An 18,476-nucleotide genomic window follows, 5' to 3' on the forward strand; every position below is an offset into this window, starting at 1 on the left:
TTTACTCACTTTAGACTAAAGTTAATGAAAATCATTCGTTTATCAAAGGCATTTACTTTTGAGACGGCGCATGCTTTGTACGGATACGATGGAAAATGTAAAAATATCCACGGTCATTCGTATAAATTGTATGTTACGCTGAAAGGGCAACCTTCTGAAAAAGAAGGCGATGTAAAATTGGGTATGGTTATGGATTTTGGTGATCTAAAAAAAATCGTCAATAAAGCAGTTGTAGACATTTTTGATCATGCTATTCTTCTCAACGAAAATTCTCCTCACAAATCTTTGGGTGATCAATTGCTAGCAGAAGGCCATAAAGTAATTTTTACTGCTTATCAACCTTCTTGCGAAAATATGATTTTGTGGATCGTAGATCAACTAAAACCTTTGCTACCTTCCCATACAGAATTGGTAGCACTGAAACTGTATGAAACTGAAAATTCGTATTGCGAATGGCTGGCCTCGGACAACCAATCAGAATAGACTTAGAAGCTGGGAAAAAAGCTTACTTTGCATCCGATCATCATTTTGGTGCGCCAAATGAACAAGCAAGTCTAAAACGCGAAAAGCTTTTCGTGGAATGGTTAAACGAAATTAAACCCAACTGCGGTGTTTTATTTCTGGTAGGTGATTTATTTGATTTTTGGTTCGAGTACAAATATGTCGTACCGAAAGGTTTTGTACGTGTACTCGGGAAACTGGCAGAATTTCATGATGAAGGAATTCCTGTTTATTTCTTTTTTGGTAATCATGATTTGTGGATGAAGGATTATCTTACCCAAGAAGTCGGTATCATCCAAATCCACGATAAACAAACGTTTTTGATTAACAATAAAAAGTTTTTCGTGACGCATGGCGATGGAAAAGGCCCTGGCGATTATGGTTATAAAAGAATGAAAAAAGTCTTTACAAATCGGTTTTGTCAGTTCTTATTTTCGTGGCTTCACCCCAATATTGGGATGTGGTTGGGTATAACAGCTTCGCGTAAAAACAAAATAATTTCTGGGGACGAAGACATCCATTACCTTGGTGAGGACCAAGAGTGGCTTATACAATACAGCAAAAAACAACTAGCAGAAACATCGTATGATTTTTTGGTGTACGGACATCGACATTTACCTATGGTAATCGACTTGGACAACGCTAAGCATATCAACTTGGGTGATTGGATAGACTATTTTACTTATGGCGTTTTCGATGGTAGAGAGTTTAAATTATATCGTTACCTCACGAAAGAGTGTATAGACTTTCGGCATCTTATCGAAGAACGCAAAAAATAACATGCAAACGAGAAATCCGATTAATACTATATTTTTATATGCTGTGTATTTTGGTTTTCTATGTTTCACATATTTTGCTAACATTATGCTAATTGGTAAAGCGAGAAATGCCAAGAAATAGATTTCTGTCCCGCTATACAAACCAAAAATAATTAACGAAATAATCATAAATATTATCGAGAGAATATACATTCTTTTTCGGTTTGCGGCTTGTTTATTTTCGTGAACAAAATGATCAATAAAAGCCAAAATGAGTGTAAGAACAACGGGTAATAAAAACAAATATTCGTACTGCCATACAACTCCTTTTATCATGATTTGTTGCTTGAAATAATGCAGAAGAAAATCAAAATCTAGTAAATATGCTATTTGTGCCAAGCTTAAGATAGGAAAAAGAAAACCGATGAGAAAAATCCATCCTATCTTTTTGTCGATGGCATAAAGACTGAGAAAATATACGAAAAGTAATGGTAGAAAAAGGATTAGTGGTGGTAGAAACATGCAACTAATAGCAAAGAAAAAACCGATATCGAAAGCGTTTTTTGGATCATTTTTTTCATTTTCGAATCTAAAACAATGAATCATCACGTAATTCATTAAAAGAAATGCAGCTCCTAACCGATAATCCAGGAAAAAAGGCACAAAGGAGATCATCCAAACAGAAAAAAACCATATCGTATATGAGTTTTCTTTTAGCGATTCGTCTTCTCTGAAATAGCGGATAATTATATACCAATTGAGCACAAAAGTTGCTATACCTAATACAGAGCGAAATGGCATTTCTTGTGGGTTGATAAGCAAAAATCCTAACAAACTTGCTCCTAACATGATAAGTATCTGTACAAAAAAGAGCTTATTTGATAGTATATTATCTAACATTTTCTTATTTTTGGTGCAAATTAAGGAATAAACATAAAAATCATGGGACTAATTACGGATATATTTTTTGCTTTAGGTAGTTTTTTTGAATGGTCTTACGGGCTTTTGAAAATTATTGGCGAGCCACTAGTTTGGTTATTATTCATCATTGGTTGTGGATTATTGGCTTGGTGGAGCATGAAGCTTGTACATTTTGGCAACGATAACGAAAAGAAATATGATGGTTGGTAATTACCATCGGTTCACAATAAAAAAATCAAAAAGCTTGAAGAAATCTTCGAGCTTTTTTTATAACTAATATTTTTATAATTTAACCTCGCAAAAATTAACACCTTTATGAGTATAAATTCTAGTGCCGATAACTTAGGGCATATCGATATGTTTAAACCATTTAAGCATTTCTTTAAACGTTTTTTCTATCAAATTATTCGTTTCATAAAAAAGTATTTTTGGGTACTAACTTGTTTGTTTATCTTAGGAGCTATCCTTGGTTTTTTGCAAATGAAGTATCAGAAAAGTTATGAATCTTCTCTAATTGTTGCACCAAACTTCAAAAGTAACGAGTATTTATATGATAAAATCAAGGTACTCGATAGCAAACTAAAAATAAAAGATATACCATTCATCAAGCAACTAAACCTTCAGCAACCCGAAGTAATTACCGAAATAAAAATAGAGCCTATTGTAGACATCTATTCGTTTGTGGAGTATAGAGACGACAAGTTTAAGATGGTCGAGCTAATGGCAGAAGACAGCAATGTAAATAAAGTAATCGAAGATCCTAATACGAGTACTTTTTATGATTATCATAAAATAATTATCAAATCGAATGCTGAGATTAGCCAAGCAGATTTACAATCGATAATGTCTTATCTTAATGATAGTGAATACTATAACAAACGAAAAGTTCTGTACATTGAAAATGTAAAGAAAGAAATAGAACAACATAGAACGAGTGTAGAACTAATCAATCAATTGCTATCGAATGCAAACGTTACAACCAACAACAATGTCTTAGTACAAAACAACAATCAACTGGGTGATGTAATCAAATACAAATCGAATTTGTTGATTATTATCCAAAATTTATCATTAGACCTAGAAAACTATAGCTCGGTTGTGAAATTGGTTGCAAAAAACGATAATTATGCACCACAAGCTTCTCTGTTAGACAATAAGATAATAGTGTATCCTATTGTTTTGGTTTTTCTATTTATACTGATTAACAGTGTTGTAAAAGTTATCAGAAAAGTATCTTGATGCAATCGATTCTTGCCATTGTAAGACAAAACATTTCTTTTTTGATTCTTGTTTTGGGAGCTGGTAGTTATTTTGTAACGAACCTCGTCCTGAAATCAGTTTTCAATGAATTCGACTATGGCGCTTATTCTCTTCTAGTGACCTATTTCTCACTGCTGTATTTGTTTTGTATTCTGGGTTTGGAGCAAGTTTTTATTCGATTCTCTTATGTAGAACAGAAAAACAAAATCATTACCGATTCGCTCATTATCCGTACAGTTGGTATATTATCGGTCGTCATTTCTTGCTTGTCGGCTACCCTATTCTATAGAGTGTATGATATAATTCCTTCTTTTACACTTTTCTTACTCAGTAGTTTAGGTATTTCGTTTTCGATGATTACATTTACGATCACTCGTCTGAATGAAGATTTTACTTTTTCTCAATTTCTATCAAATTATTGGAAAATTTTCTTACTCATTTTCAGCTCTTTAGCACTTATTGGGTTCTCGCTCAATTACCAAGATTTGTTTTATTATTTATGCGCAACCATCATTATAGTTTTTGCAATTCTTTTTCTTTTTGTTTGGAAAAGAATAAAAATCACAACCCAAAAAACAATCGCTAAAGCTACATTCTACCAAATGTTTTTTCAGTATTTTGTTTCGATTATGATATTTTGCTTTCTCAATTTCTTCGATCGTTTCATTATCGAAAACCATTTCGGAATCGAAGAGTTGGGTAATTATTTTTTTCTGAATAATTTTTTTTTAGCCCCTTTCTTACTGTTGCAAAACTATTTCGGATTTAAACAACTTGTGAAATACAAAAACAATTTCAGCCTGAAATTGTTGAGAAAAAATATACTAACTTCTGTATTTTTCGGCCTTGCACTTTGTGTGTTTTTATTGATGCTTTCTTTCATCATACAACAACTCAATTTGGTCCCGATCCATCTAGCAGAAAATTGGCAAATCATTGTACTTTTCTTGCTTATTGGCATAGTAAGAATCTCATCTTCAATGTCTTCTGCAGCATTTGAATTGCTCATCGAACTGAAGTACCTCAAATTATTCAATCTTGTTTTTATCTTGGTTCTCGGTATTTTTTTTACTTTTTTGATGATCAGAAAAATTACGATTCCCATTATATTACTCATCTTCTTGGGGCTTTGGCTGATTCGTTTTAGCACTCAATTACTATTTATTTCTAAATCGTATAAATCGACTCAACCATGAATTTCGATAAACTCTATAAAATAATTTTTGTTTTATGCCTTTTTTTTGTAGGCTTTAACCAAATCGAATTATTGCCCTTCTTAGGAGAATATAAGCGAGATACGTCAATGCTTTTTATCTTAATTGGATTTTTGGTTCTGTGCTTAGAAACCCTCAAAACACGTCGTCTATATTATCCGTATAAAACCATTTATATCACACTCTTCTTGTTGTTTACCCTATGGTGTATTCTATCCACTCTACTCAATATTGGTACGATAAAAGACAACTATTTTAAGCGGACGACCGGAATCGAACGATTCATAAGACAATTTATTTCTTTAGCGATTATTGTTTGTGTTGTTCTACCTTTTGTTTGGCGAGTTATCAAAGATTTCACGCTTAGCGATATCCTAAAATATATCCGCGGAACCATGCTTGTCAGTTTAGTTTTCGCAACCATTTATGGAGTTTTTGACATTGCTTATAACTATTTTGGCATTTATCCGGCCTATTTGATTCTAGAAAATATATTCGATTACCTCCCTTTTATCAACCCATATTATCACGACAAACGGATTTCTATTTTCGCCTACGAGCCACCCTATTTAGCAATTTATCTGCTCAGTATCGCAGGCTGGATGTTCAGCTATTTAATAACAGCCAGAAACCTTCTCCTTCGATTTTTACCGAGCATTACCATCATAATTCTCACCTTTTTTTCGGGCTCAAGAACTGCACTAATTGTAATTTTTTTGCAATTATTTATCTTTCTTTTTATCTTGTACAAAGACAATTTCTATCGGAAAGAAATCAAAATTATATTGGCAGGATGTATGCTACTGGGTTTTCTAGCTGTAGGGATTTATGGAGAACGTTTGGTTACCGCAATCGAGCAACGGGTAGAAAGTCTCAACTTTTCTGATAATCTAAAAAAAGATATCTCGAACAAAACTCGTTTTGGTATGCAATACGCCTCGATGCAAGTCTTTCTAGAGCATCCCATAATAGGTGTTGGCTATGGTCAACAAGCCTTTCATAGCCGAGATTTTTACCCTATTTGGGCAACGAAAAAAAACTGGGAGTTTAGTGGTATTTATCAGAACAAGAAAGACAGTTCTTTTCCGCCTGCCTTCAATATTTTTACCCGAATTGCCGCCGAATTAGGGTTGATCGGTTTAATTCTTTTCACGTTTTTCAATGCTAGTGTTTTGTTTTATTCGTACAAGTTTACCAAAATTACCAAAAGTATCGATAAAGTCTATTACGCTGTTGCATTGGCTTTGTTCATTAGTTTTATTGGTCTAATTATCAACTGGTTACAACTGGATACTTACCGCGTATATATTTTCTGGATAAATCTTGCAATCTTGATAAAATTCTCTCTTTTGCTACCTATTAAGTACAAAAATGAAAAAGTATAGCACTATACAAAAAGCTTTAGAAGTGGATGTCATCATACCGACATACAATTCGAGTAGAACGATAGAAAAATGCCTTTTATCGGTACTCGAACAGCGCAAAAAAGTTAATAAGATAATCGTTATCGACGATGGATCTACAGATGATACAGTCTCTAAAATAGAAGCTCTAAAAACCCAAAAAAATATTGAACACTTGGTTCTTCTACAACAAAAAAACTCAGGTCCTTCTAGAGCCAGAAATGCAGGGATAGAAATAGCAGAAGCTGAATGGGTCGCATTTCTAGATTCGGATGATTATTGGCCAGCAAATGCACTCGAACTTCATGCAAGATGTATTGACAAGCATAGCAATATCTCGTTGATTGGTGGGATGATGGACAATGCAAACCCCTCTCCTACAATAAAATACACAAAAATAAATTTGGTGAGATGTTGTTTTAAGAATTATTTCAAGACCTCGACCGTTTTATTGAAACGAGAAGTTGCAACGAGATATAAATTCGATGAAAAGAAGAAATATTCCGAAGATTACAAGTTATGGTTAGAAGTTTGTGCGAATTATGATGCGATGTACATCAATCAAAATCTTGCAAATCAGGTTATTAAAAAGAAAGCTTTTGGTGAAAGTGGATTATCTAAGGACATTGTCGCAATAGAAAAAGGAGAATTGCAAAACTTTCGGTATCTACATCATAAAAAATATATTTCCACGGTTTTCTATCTTTTTATTTGTTGTTTTTCTTTGCTGAAATTTTTCAGAAGATATCTTCTCACTAAACTTCGTCTGTAATGCTAAAGTCTATTCAAAAGCCAATAATATACGATAGCCTTTTTTCACTTTTAACGGCTTTTATCGTTTTTGATTTCAAAATTGCGAATCTTGTTTTGGGTGGGTTAATCTTATTTTTTTTAATAGCTCATAGACTCTCTTTTTCTTTGGCTAAATCGACAATAAAATCACCTATTTTCATCTCGTTTTGTATTTTTTTATTCTTTGTACTAATCAACAGTTTGTTCTACCAAACCTTTTCAGACAAACGAAACGGCATGTATTTCATTATCCCCATAGTATGGATCTTGGGTTCGGCCGTACAAAATTGGCGTTGGGTTATGAACACGTTTATTTTTTCTCTAATTGGGATTATTGTTTTTGGTACGTATAACCAAGTTTCATATTTCCTGACGAGCGATAATTACAACATGGCTACCGGAAGTCGCGTCAACGATATTCTGATCCTAGAGCGACCTTATTTGGGCTTTTTATGTGTAATCGGAATTCTCCTGTCGTTCCATCTTTATCAAAAAACGAAAACTAAATTCTACTTGTTTACAACCGCTTTATTTGTTATTTATCCGTTTGTAATTTCGGCAAGAATGTCGATTCTTACCTTGATTTTGATACTGATTATTTATTTGTTTTTTAATAATAAAATCTCTTTCCGTACCAAAGCAATAACCACTGTAGGAAGTGCTACCATAATCATCTTGTTATTTGCCCTAAATCCTACCCTAAAAAGTCGATTAAAGGTAGATTCTATCAATGTAAATGATATAGAAACAGTGAAAAATGCTGACCCTAGGGTAATCATTTGGTCGTGTTCTTATTCTATTTTTACGAGTGATGCGTACAATCTTTGGATAGGAATCAACTCGAAACAAAAATTAGAAGATCAATTGGTAGACTGCTATAAGCAGGATAAAACAAATTTAGATCGAAGAGATTATTTTGTGTCGGAAAAATTCAATACGCATAATCAATTTATAGATCTTTTGTTGCTAAATGGTTTTGTCGGGTTAATTTTATTTCTGATCATGCTGTATTACGTCTTAAAAACTTCTGAAAATACGGCAATATACCTCTCTTTGGCTTTATTATTTTTCATGTTTGTAGAGAATATTCTTGCTCGCCAAATGGGTATATATTTATTTGCATTGGTTATTGTTTTTGTCTTTGTTTTGAGTAATATTTATCCGAAACGAGAAAGTTTATCGGCTACATAAGCTTTCATTTTTTGTTCGAAATTTTCTCGAGAAAATTTCAATGCATGTTGACGTATCACTTCAGGGTCAAAGGTTAATTTCTCGAATTCGGCTATACAAAGATTCAGAGAATTTTTATTCTGCTCATCGAACAATTTCCCGGTAATTCCATCCAATACTGTTTCCTTTGCCCCCCCTACCGCATACGCCACAACAGGTGTTCCACATGCCTGAGCTTCTACCGGAGCTATACCAAAATCTTCTATCCCAACATGGATAAAACCTTTTGCACGACAGATATATTGATTAATTTCTTCACTTTGTAAATAACCCGTAAAATGAATGTTTTTCTTCGCTAATTTTTGCAATTTTTTCAGTTCTACTCCATCGCCTATTATAATCAATTTTTTGCCCGATGCATTAAAAGCTTCGACAATGATATCAAAACGTTTATAGGGAACCAAGCGTCCTACCGTAACATAATAATCTTCTCGATTAGCGTTGACTTCTAACTGGAAATTATCTAAATCTACCGGAGGATAAATCACTTCAGAGTCGCGATGGTATACTTCTTTCACCCAGTTTTGCACATAGAAAGAATTAGAAATAATATAATCTGGTCGCTGTGCTTGTGCATAATCTTTTTTTTGCAAATAGGATATTAACGGCTGTAGAACCCCTCTCAATTTCCCGAAGTATAAGGCTTGCTCGTCCCAAATATATTTGAAGTTTCTTGCCTGAAAATACGAAATATGCAACTGATTCGATTTTGTTTTGATTCCTTTTGCTACCGCATGAGAAGACGAAATTACCAAAGCTTTTTCATCAGGTAAATGAATGTTTTCTATCGCACGATGAAAGAAAGGGAAAAAATAACGAAAAGAGGTGCCTAATTTTTGGATTGCAGTAGTTGTAACGGGTTTCTTTTGGGTGGTAATTTTCTTCCAATCATTCTCATTCATTACATTGACCAAAGTGTAATATGCATCAAAATCGAAAATAGACTCCAACGATGCAATTACTCTTTCTGCTCCACCATATTTATCGAGCCAATCGATTACAAAAAACTTCTTCATCATATTGCATTTTCATCTCCACGAATTGTTAACCAAATTGTTTGTACAACAATTTTCACATCAAGTAAAAAAGACCAATTCCGCACATAATACAAATCGGCATTGATTCTTTTTTCCATATCGGCATCGCAATCAATTGCACCCCGAAAACCTTTGACCTGCGCCAAACCTGTAATGCCTGGTTTCACATAGTGTCTCAGAAAATACTTTTCAATTACCTCATCGTAATACACATCTTGTACGATCATATGCGGTCGCGGCCCAACTATCGACATGTCTCCTTTTAGGACGTTGAAAAATTGCGGTAATTCGTCTAAGCTCGATTTTCGTAAAAAATGACCAACACGCGTGATTCTTTTATCATTGCGTTTGGTTTCTATAATCGAATTGGTGTTGGTTTGGATCATTGTTCGGAATTTTATACAATTGAATTTTCGTCCGTTGAGTCCCGTTCTTTTTTGTGTAAAGAAAATCGGTCGTCCAGAATCTACATAGATAATAAACGCGATGATCGGGAAAAGCCAACTCAACAAAAACAAGCAAACAAAAAGTGCAAATATTTTATCGAACAATTCCTTTATGATTTGATTAACCGGTATATCGAGCGGAAAGTTTTTGATTTTTAGGATGGGTAAAGTATCAAAATATTCTACCTCTAATCGAGTAAAATCACTCGACTGTGAGTAGGGAATATACAATATTTCGATATGATTTCGCGAACAATAAAGAATAATTTTATCGAGAATTTCGCTTGGGATATTCGACATTTGAGCGATAAAAAGCTGAGAGATATCTTCCTTTTGGATAAAGTTTTCGATGTCAAAATTATGACTTCTAAAAACAGGAAAAACTTGTTCTCTCGGAAAAACTTTATCCGTTATCAAACCCTTAAAAATTATCCCACACTGATTATCATTAAGAAAATGCTGTATGAATTTCATTGTATTAGAATTATAACCCAACACAGCAATATTCTGAGAAACATATCCTTTTCTGATAAAATATGCCATAATTTGGATGGCAATAAATCTCACAATAAGTGAAGAAATAAAAAATAACAACAAATATAAACACGAAGAAAAAGGCTCTAGGAGATCTTCTTCTTTCAGGCCAGAAATAGCCAACAAAACAATACCGAAAAAAACGAATTGAAAGAATAAATTTCTGAATTGGACTAGAAATTGATCAAAGTATTTTTTAGAATATAATTTTATGAAGCTTGCTGCTAATATCCAAACCAAAACCAAGATAATTACTGCTTTGTAATGAGTTCGGAAAATATCTACCGATTGCCATGTTTCTGCTTGGTGGGTAACATTGCTTATAAAAATATATTTTATTCGTAAAAAATAAATCAAATAGCCAATCAAAAAAACAATATCGAAGGCAAAGATGAACTTTAAAATTTTCGATTGATAGCGGTCCTTCATCTGTATAGTGTTAATCTTTCGTATGGTATGGTTTTTAGAATCTGATCGAATCTATTTTCTTACATACGTCTATTATTTCGGTTTTGTACAAATATAATAGATTCGGACGTTTACACGATAAAAAATAATTCAATCTCGATCCTATCTTCACTTGTATATATTCGTTAACTTTGTTTTTCGTATCAAAATCTTTTTATAAACATTCATGTTTTTAGAAAATACCATCAATCCCAACCAAAAATCCGGTTGGATAGAAGTCATTTGCGGCTCTATGTTTTCGGGCAAAACCGAAGAACTTATCCGCCGTTTGCGTAGAGCAGAATTTGCAAAGCAGCGAGTAGAAATATTCAAGCCTGCAGTTGATGTTCGGTACGATGATACCGAGGTAGTTTCTCATAACCAAAACTCTATCGATAGTACACCGGTAGACTTCTCGAGTAGCATTCTTCTTTTAGCCAATGATTGCGATGTTGTTGGGATAGACGAAGCGCAGTTTTTTGATGATGGTATTGTAGATGTCGCTAATCAGCTTGCCAACCAAGGGAAACGCGTAATCATTGCCGGACTCGATATGGATTTTAAAGGTCGCCCTTTTGGGCCGATGCCTAATCTAATGGCGACTGCAGAATATGTAACAAAAGTACATGCCATCTGCGTGAAAACAGGCAATTTAGCCAACTATTCTCACAGAAAAATTGCAAGCGATAAGTTGGTAGAACTTGGTGAAACATCCGAATATGAACCATTAAGCAGAAGTGCTTTTTGGGAAGAAATAGCCCATGAAAACCAAAACAAATTATAATTTAGGAGAATTAGCACAGATACTTAATGCAAAGCTAATCGGAGACAAAGAGCAAACTATCGAAGAATATTATTTCGATACAAGGACCATCGTTTGCCCAACCAATGGTTTATTTATAACGTTAAAAGGCTTGCAAAAAAGTGGTGCTTATTATTTGGATGAAGCTTATCAGAAAGGAATCAGAAGTTTTTTGGTTTCCTCTATTCCAGCCCAACCCAAAGACGGTGCCAATTATCTTTTGGTACAGGACGTCCTTGTTGCTTTACAAATGTTAGCCAAACATCACCGGCAACGTTTTACTTTACCTCTCTTTGGTATTACAGGTTCTAACGGAAAAACGGTGGTAAAAGAATGGCTGTACCAACTCCTCTGGAACGAATACAATATTGCCCGAAGTCCGAAAAGTTACAATTCGCAACTAGGAGTTCCTTTTTCGGTTTTATTGATAGACGAACATAACGATTTAGGAATTTTCGAAGCAGGCGTATCTCAACCCAATGAAATGCAAGCTTTACGTTGCATTCTGCAACCTACTACAGCGATTTTAACCAATATTGGTTCTGCACATTTAGAAAACTTTCTCGATAGACGATCTCTTGCACTCGAAAAAATACAACTTCTAGAGGCGGCCCAAGAAATTATTTATCCTGCAGATGATGAATTGATTGAAGAACTTATTTCGTCTAACCCTGTTTTTGATTCGAAACGAAGAATTACGTTTGGTAAATCAGACAAAGCAACCGTTCAACTCAAACAATACCAGACTATTAATGGGCAAAGTTCTATAGATATTGAAATTTCAGGAGTTTTATTTAACATAATTATACCTTTCACAGATCAAGCCTCGATACAAAACGCTCTAATTTGCTGTGCATCAATATATTCACTCAATAAAAATCTAAACGATTACAAAAGTAAGTTTGAGAAACTTTTACCGATAGAAATGCGTTTGGAAATAAAAGAGGCGATTAACAACAGTATCTTAATCAACGATGCATTCAACTCGGATCTGATATCCCTAAAAAATGCATTGGATACGTTGGCTCAACAATCGAGAGAAAGAAAAGTTTTGGTGTTAACCGATATATTGCAATCAAAATTAGCAGACAAAGAATTATACCAAAAGACAGCCGAATTAGTTAATCCGTACCATTTTACAGAAATCGTTTTGATTGGCGAAAAAATATCTGCCTATAAAAAATTATTCAAATCTTATGTAAGAGCATTCTCTTCTACCGATGATTTTCTTCGACATATCCAACATGAAAATATACACAATGAAGTTATTTTACTGAAAGGATCTAGAATTTTTCAGTTAGAAAAAATATCAGATTATATCGAAAAAAAATCACATGATACGGTTCTGGAAATAAATTTAGAACATCTCGAACATAACATACAAACATATCGATCATTGTTAAAACCTGAAACCAAAATAATGGCTATGGTAAAAGCAAATAGTTACGGTATAGGAAGTTTCGAGATTGCAAATGTTCTACAACAAATGAAAGTAAATTTTTTGGGAGTTGCCATTGCCGACGAGGGTAAAGAGTTACGCAAAGCCGGTATTTCTACTCCGATTATTGTGATGAATCCCGAACAACATTCGTATGCAACAGTAATCGATTACCAATTAGAACCCGAAATATATACCGCAAGGGTATTGCAACTTTTCTTGCAGAAACTACAAGAAAAACAAATTTCGCAACCTTTTCCTATTCATATAAAATTAGAAACCGGGATGAATCGTTTGGGTTTTAAACCGAATCAATTAGACGAGCTGATTGAAATACTTCGATCGACCAATCTCGTTTATGTACGTTCAATTTTCAGTCATTTAGCTACCGCTGATATACCAACTGAAAAAGATTATGCTCAACAACAGTTTGGAGTTTTTAATTCATCTTACCATTATATTACCGATAAAATAGGTTATTACCCAATAAAACACATTCTCAATTCACCCGGAATTGTTGCCTATCCCCAACACCAATACGACATGGTACGACTAGGGATTGGTATGTACGGCTATTGCGAATACAGCGATTTTATGCAAAAATTAGAAAACGTTGTGCAATTTAAGACGGTTATTTCACAAATTAATGAAATCGAAAAAGGTGAAACGGTGAGTTATGGAAGACGCTTTACAGCCGAAAGACATTCCCGAATCGCTACTTTACCAGTTGGTTATGCAGATGGAATTCGACGAAGCTTGGGTTACGGAAATGCAAAGGTAAATATCAATGGACAATTGGCTGCGACGGTCGGGACGATATGCATGGATATGATGATGGTAGATGTAACGGATATTGATTGCAAAGCAGGCGATGAGGTAATTATTTTTGGCGAAAACCCATCTCTTAGTAAATTTGCCGAATGGATGCAAACCATACCTTATGAAGTTCTCACGTCGATTTCATCACGTGTTCAGCGCGTTTATTATCAAGAATAGTGATCGTTATATTTCGGTAGGATAAAATTCAATTGATCGATAATTTAACGTTTTCTACACAAAGGCAAATCTAAGATTTTCTACTCAACTCATTGATTTTTCTTACCTTTAAGCCACTATTTTCAATCTTTATGAAGAAATTATTTGCATTCGTTTTTGTGGTTTCGAGTTTGCTATATGCCCAACCCCCCCAAAAAAATACTCAGCGCCCAAAGGTTGGCGTGGTACTAAGTGGTGGCGGTGCGAAAGGATATGCCCATATCGGAGCATTAAAAAAAATAGAAGAGGCGGGGATCCATATCGATTATATTGGTGGAACAAGCATGGGTGCAATCGTTGGCGGTTTATATGCAGCAGGATATACGCCCGATGAACTTTCTGAAATTACCCAACAACTCGATTTAACGAACATAATCGTAAACGAAAAAAATCGTCAAGACATTCCGTTTTTCAATAAAACATATCAAGAAAAATATATCTTGGAGTTGCCTTTCAACAATTTTAAAATTAGAATTCCGCAAGCAATTTCTACAGGCCAAGGAACACAAGATTTGCTAACATACATGTTGAGGAATGTACATGCGACAACTGATTTTAAAAAACTCCCTACTCCTTTTTTTTGTGTAGCAACCGATATAGAAACAGGTGAAGCAAAAGTATTTCACGAAGGATTTCTACCCAAAGTCATGCTGGCAAGTGCTGCGTATCCATCGATGATTAAGCCTGTAGAAATAGACAATCATCTCTATATAGATGGCGGTGTTCTCAATAATTTCCCCGCTGATGAGATGAAAAAAATGGGTGCCGATATCATTATAGGCGTAGATGTTGAGGAAGGAAAATTGAAACCAAAAGAAGAAATTGGTTCGGCAATAGATGTTATTTCTCAGATTATTTCGTTCAATATTGTAGAAAATTCTGCCAAGCAGAAAAAATTAGCAGACCTTATTATCCGACCTGATATTGATAACTATACCGTCACAAGTTTCGAAAATGCAAAGGAAATTATTGCCAAAGGTTTAGAAGCCGGTGATAGTTTGATGCCACAGCTCAAAGAAATTGCTGCCCGACAAAATCACCCCTCTCCTACTCGACCTATCGAAAATAGAAATGATTTTGTTTTGATTCGGGACGTGAAAACTTCTGGTCTAAAAAAATTTAATGACAATTATGTTGAAGGACGTTTTGGGATAAAAGCTCCCGAATTGCTCAATTATCAAAGCATCACCGACGGGATTAATCGACTTTATGCAACAGATAACTTTTCGAATGTCACTTATATAATCGATAAAGACAGTGCTGACAACAATATTCTACATTTAAATTTTACCGAAAATCAAAACAAACAATTTCTGAAATTTGGTTTACATTACGATGATGTATTCAAGACAGGATTGTTGCTAAACTTTACATCAAAAAACATATTACTCAAAAACACTAATCTTTCTGCCGATTTTGTAGTTGGTGATTACTTTCGTTACAATATTAATTTTTACATAGACAATGGGTACTTCCCTAGTTTTGGAGCAAGCTCTAATATGCATTATTTCGATTATGGCATTCAAATACCGAACGAAAATAAGAATGAACTAAATTATCGCTTCAGAAACTTCGTCAATCGTCTTTATATACAATCTACTTTACGAGAAAAATATGCCGTGGGAGTTGGTCTAGAACATCAGTTTGCGAATATTTCGACCAACAATTATATTTCAGATAGCACTCGATTTTTCAAACCCAAAGAAGAAGCTTATTTCTTAAAGGGGTTTGCTTACCTTAAAGTTGACAATCGAGACAACCCCAACTATGCTCGTATAGGCTCTAATATACTGACAAGTTTCTCTTTGCATTTTGATTCGAATACAGTTGATTTTGAAAAATACACTCTACTCAAAGCTCAAGTAGAAACAAATTTACCAATCAATAATTTTCTCAGTTACAGATTTACTGCTAACTTTGGAACCTTTTTTAATGAGAACATTTCCAATCTCCAAAAATTTATTTTAGGTGGTTATATAGAACAAAACTTCCTCAACTATACAAAGTTTCATGGGTTACGTTTTGGTTCTGCAATTGGTGAAAATGTCTTAACAATTGGCTCGAACATTCAAGCCAAATTATTAAAAAATCATTACGTCAATCTATTTGCCAATATAGGCAATCTAGAAGACGAATTAGACGACATTCGTTTCACCAAATACCGCTATATCGGATACGGGATATCGTATGGATACGACAGTCCTTTCGGACCTATTAACGGATTTTGGACTTATTCACCTCAAACAAAAAAAGGACTATTTAATGTAAGTTTAGGTTTTTGGTTTTAAAACTATGATAGAGTTCTTTTACGAAACAGATTTCGAAATCTCTCCTTCGCAAGAATGGATAGATTGGATAACAAACAGCATGCTAGAAGAAGGCAAAAGCATTGGCGAATTGAATTATATTTTCTGCGACGATGAATACTTACTAGCCATTAATCAACAATATCTCGATCATGATTATTACACCGATGTCATCGGTTTTGATAACTCAGAAAACGATGTGTTGCATGGAGATATATTCATCAGCGTTACCCGTATTGCAGAAAATGCCCAAAACAATGCCGTAAGCTTCCAAAACGAATTGGCAAGAGTAATGATTCATGGCATTCTACATTTCGCTGGATATTTAGATTACGAAAAAGAAGACAAAGCAGAAATGACCGCCAAAGAAAACTTTTATCTCAACAAGTTCTCTTTGGCACAATAATCGAATTGTTCCACGTGGAACACTTACAAGATTAGCTTATTATTCAATTGATTAAGAAGAAAACACAACATGATATTTCAATCATCTTATGACGTTATCGTCGTTGGTGGCGGACATGCAGGTGCAGAAGCCGCAGCCGCAGCCGCAAATATGGGCTGTAAAACCTTATTGATTACAATGAACCTACAAAACATTGCACAAATGTCTTGTAACCCTGCAATGGGCGGGATTGCCAAAGGTCAAATTATCAGAGAAATTGATGCCTTGGGTGGCTATTCTGGGATAATTACCGATAAAACAATGATACAGTTTAAAATGCTAAACCTCTCTAAAGGACCTGCTATGTGGTCCCCAAGAGCACAATCAGACCGAATGAGATTTGCAGAAGAATGGAGACTAGCATTAGAAAAAACAGAAAATATAGATTTTTTTCAAGACATGGTTAAAAACCTAGTCGTAAAAAACAGAAAAGTCGAGGGTGTTATTACGAATATGGGACTTGAAATTAGAAGTAAGGCCGTTATACTCACCAACGGAACTTTTCTTAATGGATTAATTCATGTGGGTGAAAAACAATTTGGTGGAGGCCGTATGGGCGAAGGAGCAGCTTTTGGTATTACCGAACAATTAATAGAATTAGGATTTGATGCTGGCCGGATGAAAACGGGAACACCTCCCAGAATAGATGGTCGATCACTAGACTTTAGTAAAATGATGGAACAACCCGGAGACGAAAATCCTGGTAAATTTTCTTATACAGAAACTCCAAAGTTAACAAAACAACGAAGCTGTTATATTTCCTACACCAATCAAGAAGTTCATGATTTACTTAGAGAAGGCTTCGACCGATCACCAATGTTTAACGGGACAATCAAAAGTATTGGTCCTCGGTATTGCCCATCAATCGAAGATAAAATAAATCGTTTTGCAGACAAAGATCGTCACCAAATATTTGCCGAACCAGAAGGCTGGAATACCATAGAATATTATATCAATGGATTCTCTACTTCTTTACCAATGGAGGTACAAGGAAAAGCTATTCGTTCTATACCTGGCTTTGAAAAAGCAAAATTTTTTAGGCCTGGATATGCCATTGAATATGACTATTTCCCACCAACTCAATTGAAACATACGCTGGAAACTAAATTAGTAGACAACTTATACTTTGCAGGACAAATAAACGGAACAACAGGGTACGAAGAAGCCGCATCACAAGGATTAATAGCCGGAATCAATGCAGCATTGAAACTACAAGAAAAGGATCCTTTTATATTGAAGAGAAACGAAGCGTATATTGGTGTTTTAATAGATGATTTGATTACTAAAGGTGTCGATGAACCGTATAGAATGTTTACATCTCGTGCAGAATACCGCATACTTTTACGTCAGGATAATGCAGATGAGCGACTAACTCCAATAGGATATCAACTTGGATTGGCTTCGGAAAGAAGAATGAAACGTGTAGAGGAAAAATATTCTAAAGCACATGCATTTATCAATTATTTAGAAAATGAATCGGTAACACCCAAACAGATAAATCCGACCATAGAAGAACGCAAAGGTACACCGCTAAAACAAGCCAATAAAATGGCTGCAGTTATTGCGCGCCCAGAACTAAAACTGAATGATTTTCTTACAATCGAGAAAATAGCATCGTATGTAGAAAAAAACCAATTAGGAGATGAAGAATTAGAAGAAGCTGAAATACAAATAAAATATCGTGGATATATCAAAAAAGAGAAAAACAATGCAGATAAGTTAACCCGCTTAGAAAATCTAAAAATACCAGCGAATATCGATTATCACCAACTAAATTCGATGACGATAGAAGCACGACAAAAGCTATCGAAAATACGTCCAGAAACGGTTGCACAAGCCTCGAGAATTTCTGGTATTTCGCCAGCCGATATTAGTGTATTGTTAATTCATATGGGCCGATAGTCTTA

Annotated in this window: 16 protein-coding genes; 13 read left to right on the forward strand and 3 right to left on the reverse strand. The window is 34.6% G+C overall.

What is annotated here, in order from left to right; all coding sequences use genetic code 11:
* The first annotated feature begins 24 nt into the window (after positions 1-24).
* Together WEEVI_RS05095 and WEEVI_RS05100 are read left to right on the forward strand one after the other, a co-directional pair.
* Positions 25-483, forward strand: coding sequence for a 6-pyruvoyl trahydropterin synthase family protein (locus WEEVI_RS05095; RefSeq protein WP_013598088.1), 459 nt, complete (start codon positions 25-27; stop codon positions 481-483).
* Positions 453-1,280 carry a UDP-2,3-diacylglucosamine diphosphatase gene (locus tag WEEVI_RS05100; RefSeq protein WP_013598089.1) on the forward strand — a complete coding sequence of 276 codons (828 nt, stop codon included), beginning with the start codon at positions 453-455 and terminating at the stop codon, positions 1,278-1,280. Before WEEVI_RS05095 ends, WEEVI_RS05100 begins: the two co-directional genes overlap by 31 nt.
* Here WEEVI_RS05100 and WEEVI_RS05105 read toward each other — a convergent pair.
* Positions 1,215-2,159 carry a DUF6427 family protein gene (locus WEEVI_RS05105; protein ID WP_013598090.1) on the reverse strand — a complete coding sequence of 315 codons (945 nt, stop codon included), beginning with the start codon at positions 2,157-2,159 and terminating at the stop codon, positions 1,215-1,217. The two genes, WEEVI_RS05100 and WEEVI_RS05105, sit on opposite strands and share 66 nt — an antisense overlap.
* Before the next feature lie 42 nt (positions 2,160-2,201).
* On the opposite strand from WEEVI_RS05105, the gene WEEVI_RS05110 reads away from it, so the two are divergent.
* The 6 genes from WEEVI_RS05110 (at position 2,202) to WEEVI_RS05135 (ending at position 8,040) form a co-directional block, all read left to right on the forward strand.
* On the forward strand, positions 2,202-2,390 hold the full coding sequence (locus tag WEEVI_RS05110) for a hypothetical protein (RefSeq protein ID WP_013598091.1): 189 nt from the start codon (positions 2,202-2,204) through the stop codon (positions 2,388-2,390).
* A gap of 105 nt (positions 2,391-2,495) precedes the next feature.
* Positions 2,496-3,419, forward strand: coding sequence for a hypothetical protein (locus WEEVI_RS05115; RefSeq protein WP_013598092.1), 924 nt, complete (start codon positions 2,496-2,498; stop codon positions 3,417-3,419).
* Positions 3,419-4,636 (forward strand): polysaccharide biosynthesis protein, encoded by a 1,218-nt coding sequence (locus WEEVI_RS05120; protein WP_013598093.1) that lies wholly within the window; start codon positions 3,419-3,421, stop codon positions 4,634-4,636. The genes WEEVI_RS05115 and WEEVI_RS05120 overlap by 1 nt, the downstream gene beginning before the upstream one ends.
* Positions 4,633-6,039, forward strand: a complete 1,407-nt coding sequence (locus WEEVI_RS05125) for an O-antigen ligase family protein (protein WP_013598094.1) — start codon at positions 4,633-4,635, stop codon at positions 6,037-6,039. The genes WEEVI_RS05120 and WEEVI_RS05125 overlap by 4 nt, the downstream gene beginning before the upstream one ends.
* Positions 6,026-6,829, forward strand: a complete 804-nt coding sequence (locus tag WEEVI_RS05130; RefSeq protein WP_013598095.1) for a glycosyltransferase family 2 protein — start codon at positions 6,026-6,028, stop codon at positions 6,827-6,829. The genes WEEVI_RS05125 and WEEVI_RS05130 overlap by 14 nt, the downstream gene beginning before the upstream one ends.
* Before the next feature lie 320 nt (positions 6,830-7,149).
* Complete coding sequence (locus WEEVI_RS05135) at positions 7,150-8,040, forward strand: O-antigen ligase family protein (RefSeq protein ID WP_169308967.1); 891 nt, start codon at positions 7,150-7,152, stop codon at positions 8,038-8,040.
* On the opposite strand, the gene WEEVI_RS05140 is transcribed toward WEEVI_RS05135, so the two are convergent.
* Positions 8,007-9,095, reverse strand: coding sequence for a glycosyltransferase (locus WEEVI_RS05140; protein WP_041942284.1), 1,089 nt, complete (start codon positions 9,093-9,095; stop codon positions 8,007-8,009). The genes WEEVI_RS05135 and WEEVI_RS05140 overlap by 34 nt on opposite strands.
* Positions 9,095-10,525 carry an exopolysaccharide biosynthesis polyprenyl glycosylphosphotransferase gene (locus WEEVI_RS10925; RefSeq protein ID WP_013598098.1) on the reverse strand — a complete coding sequence of 477 codons (1,431 nt, stop codon included), beginning with the start codon at positions 10,523-10,525 and terminating at the stop codon, positions 9,095-9,097. Before WEEVI_RS10925 ends, WEEVI_RS05140 begins: the two co-directional genes overlap by 1 nt.
* A 205-nt stretch (positions 10,526-10,730) precedes the next feature.
* On the opposite strand from WEEVI_RS10925, the gene WEEVI_RS05150 reads away from it, so the two are divergent.
* From WEEVI_RS05150 to mnmG, 5 genes are all read left to right on the forward strand, one after another.
* Positions 10,731-11,327, forward strand: a complete 597-nt coding sequence (locus WEEVI_RS05150; protein ID WP_013598099.1) for a thymidine kinase — start codon at positions 10,731-10,733, stop codon at positions 11,325-11,327.
* Positions 11,305-13,779: a bifunctional UDP-N-acetylmuramoyl-tripeptide:D-alanyl-D-alanine ligase/alanine racemase gene (locus WEEVI_RS05155; protein WP_013598100.1), complete on the forward strand. Its 2,475-nt coding sequence runs from the start codon at positions 11,305-11,307 to the stop codon at positions 13,777-13,779. Before WEEVI_RS05150 ends, WEEVI_RS05155 begins: the two co-directional genes overlap by 23 nt.
* A gap of 131 nt (positions 13,780-13,910) precedes the next feature.
* Positions 13,911-16,106: a patatin-like phospholipase family protein gene (locus WEEVI_RS05160; protein WP_013598101.1), complete on the forward strand. Its 2,196-nt coding sequence runs from the start codon at positions 13,911-13,913 to the stop codon at positions 16,104-16,106.
* A 4-nt stretch (positions 16,107-16,110) separates the two neighbouring features.
* The gene (gene ybeY, locus WEEVI_RS05165) at positions 16,111-16,530 is read left to right on the forward strand and encodes an rRNA maturation RNase YbeY (RefSeq protein WP_013598102.1); all 420 of its coding nucleotides are present in this window, start codon (positions 16,111-16,113) and stop codon (positions 16,528-16,530) included.
* Between the two features lie 69 nt (positions 16,531-16,599).
* Entirely contained in the window at positions 16,600-18,471 is a 1,872-nt protein-coding gene (gene mnmG, locus WEEVI_RS05170; RefSeq protein WP_013598103.1) for a tRNA uridine-5-carboxymethylaminomethyl(34) synthesis enzyme MnmG, read from the forward strand.
* The last annotated feature ends 5 nt before the right edge of the window (positions 18,472-18,476 follow it).

It is taken from the genome of Weeksella virosa DSM 16922 (genome assembly GCF_000189415.1).
GTDB classification, from domain to species: domain Bacteria; phylum Bacteroidota; class Bacteroidia; order Flavobacteriales; family Weeksellaceae; genus Weeksella; species Weeksella virosa.

Bases quoted from the DNA above. Each gene is read 5' to 3' on its own strand.
- WEEVI_RS05095 (WP_013598088.1), top strand. From the start codon at position 25: ATGAAAATCATTCGTTTATCAAAGGCATTTACTTTTGAGACGGCGCAT.
- WEEVI_RS05100 (WP_013598089.1), top strand. From the start codon at position 453: ATGGCTGGCCTCGGACAACCAATCAGAATAGACTTAGAAGCTGGGAAA.
- WEEVI_RS05105 (WP_013598090.1), bottom strand. From the start codon at position 2,159: ATGTTAGATAATATACTATCAAATAAGCTCTTTTTTGTACAGATACTT.
- WEEVI_RS05110 (WP_013598091.1), top strand. From the start codon at position 2,202: ATGGGACTAATTACGGATATATTTTTTGCTTTAGGTAGTTTTTTTGAA.
- WEEVI_RS05115 (WP_013598092.1), top strand. From the start codon at position 2,496: ATGAGTATAAATTCTAGTGCCGATAACTTAGGGCATATCGATATGTTT.
- WEEVI_RS05120 (WP_013598093.1), top strand. From the start codon at position 3,419: ATGCAATCGATTCTTGCCATTGTAAGACAAAACATTTCTTTTTTGATT.
- WEEVI_RS05125 (WP_013598094.1), top strand. From the start codon at position 4,633: ATGAATTTCGATAAACTCTATAAAATAATTTTTGTTTTATGCCTTTTT.
- WEEVI_RS05130 (WP_013598095.1), top strand. From the start codon at position 6,026: ATGAAAAAGTATAGCACTATACAAAAAGCTTTAGAAGTGGATGTCATC.
- WEEVI_RS05135 (WP_169308967.1), top strand. From the start codon at position 7,150: ATGAACACGTTTATTTTTTCTCTAATTGGGATTATTGTTTTTGGTACG.
- WEEVI_RS05140 (WP_041942284.1), bottom strand. From the start codon at position 9,095: ATGAAGAAGTTTTTTGTAATCGATTGGCTCGATAAATATGGTGGAGCA.
- WEEVI_RS10925 (WP_013598098.1), bottom strand. From the start codon at position 10,525: ATGAAGGACCGCTATCAATCGAAAATTTTAAAGTTCATCTTTGCCTTC.
- WEEVI_RS05150 (WP_013598099.1), top strand. From the start codon at position 10,731: ATGTTTTTAGAAAATACCATCAATCCCAACCAAAAATCCGGTTGGATA.
- WEEVI_RS05155 (WP_013598100.1), top strand. From the start codon at position 11,305: ATGAAAACCAAAACAAATTATAATTTAGGAGAATTAGCACAGATACTT.
- WEEVI_RS05160 (WP_013598101.1), top strand. From the start codon at position 13,911: ATGAAGAAATTATTTGCATTCGTTTTTGTGGTTTCGAGTTTGCTATAT.
- ybeY (WP_013598102.1), top strand. From the start codon at position 16,111: ATGATAGAGTTCTTTTACGAAACAGATTTCGAAATCTCTCCTTCGCAA.
- mnmG (WP_013598103.1), top strand. From the start codon at position 16,600: ATGATATTTCAATCATCTTATGACGTTATCGTCGTTGGTGGCGGACAT.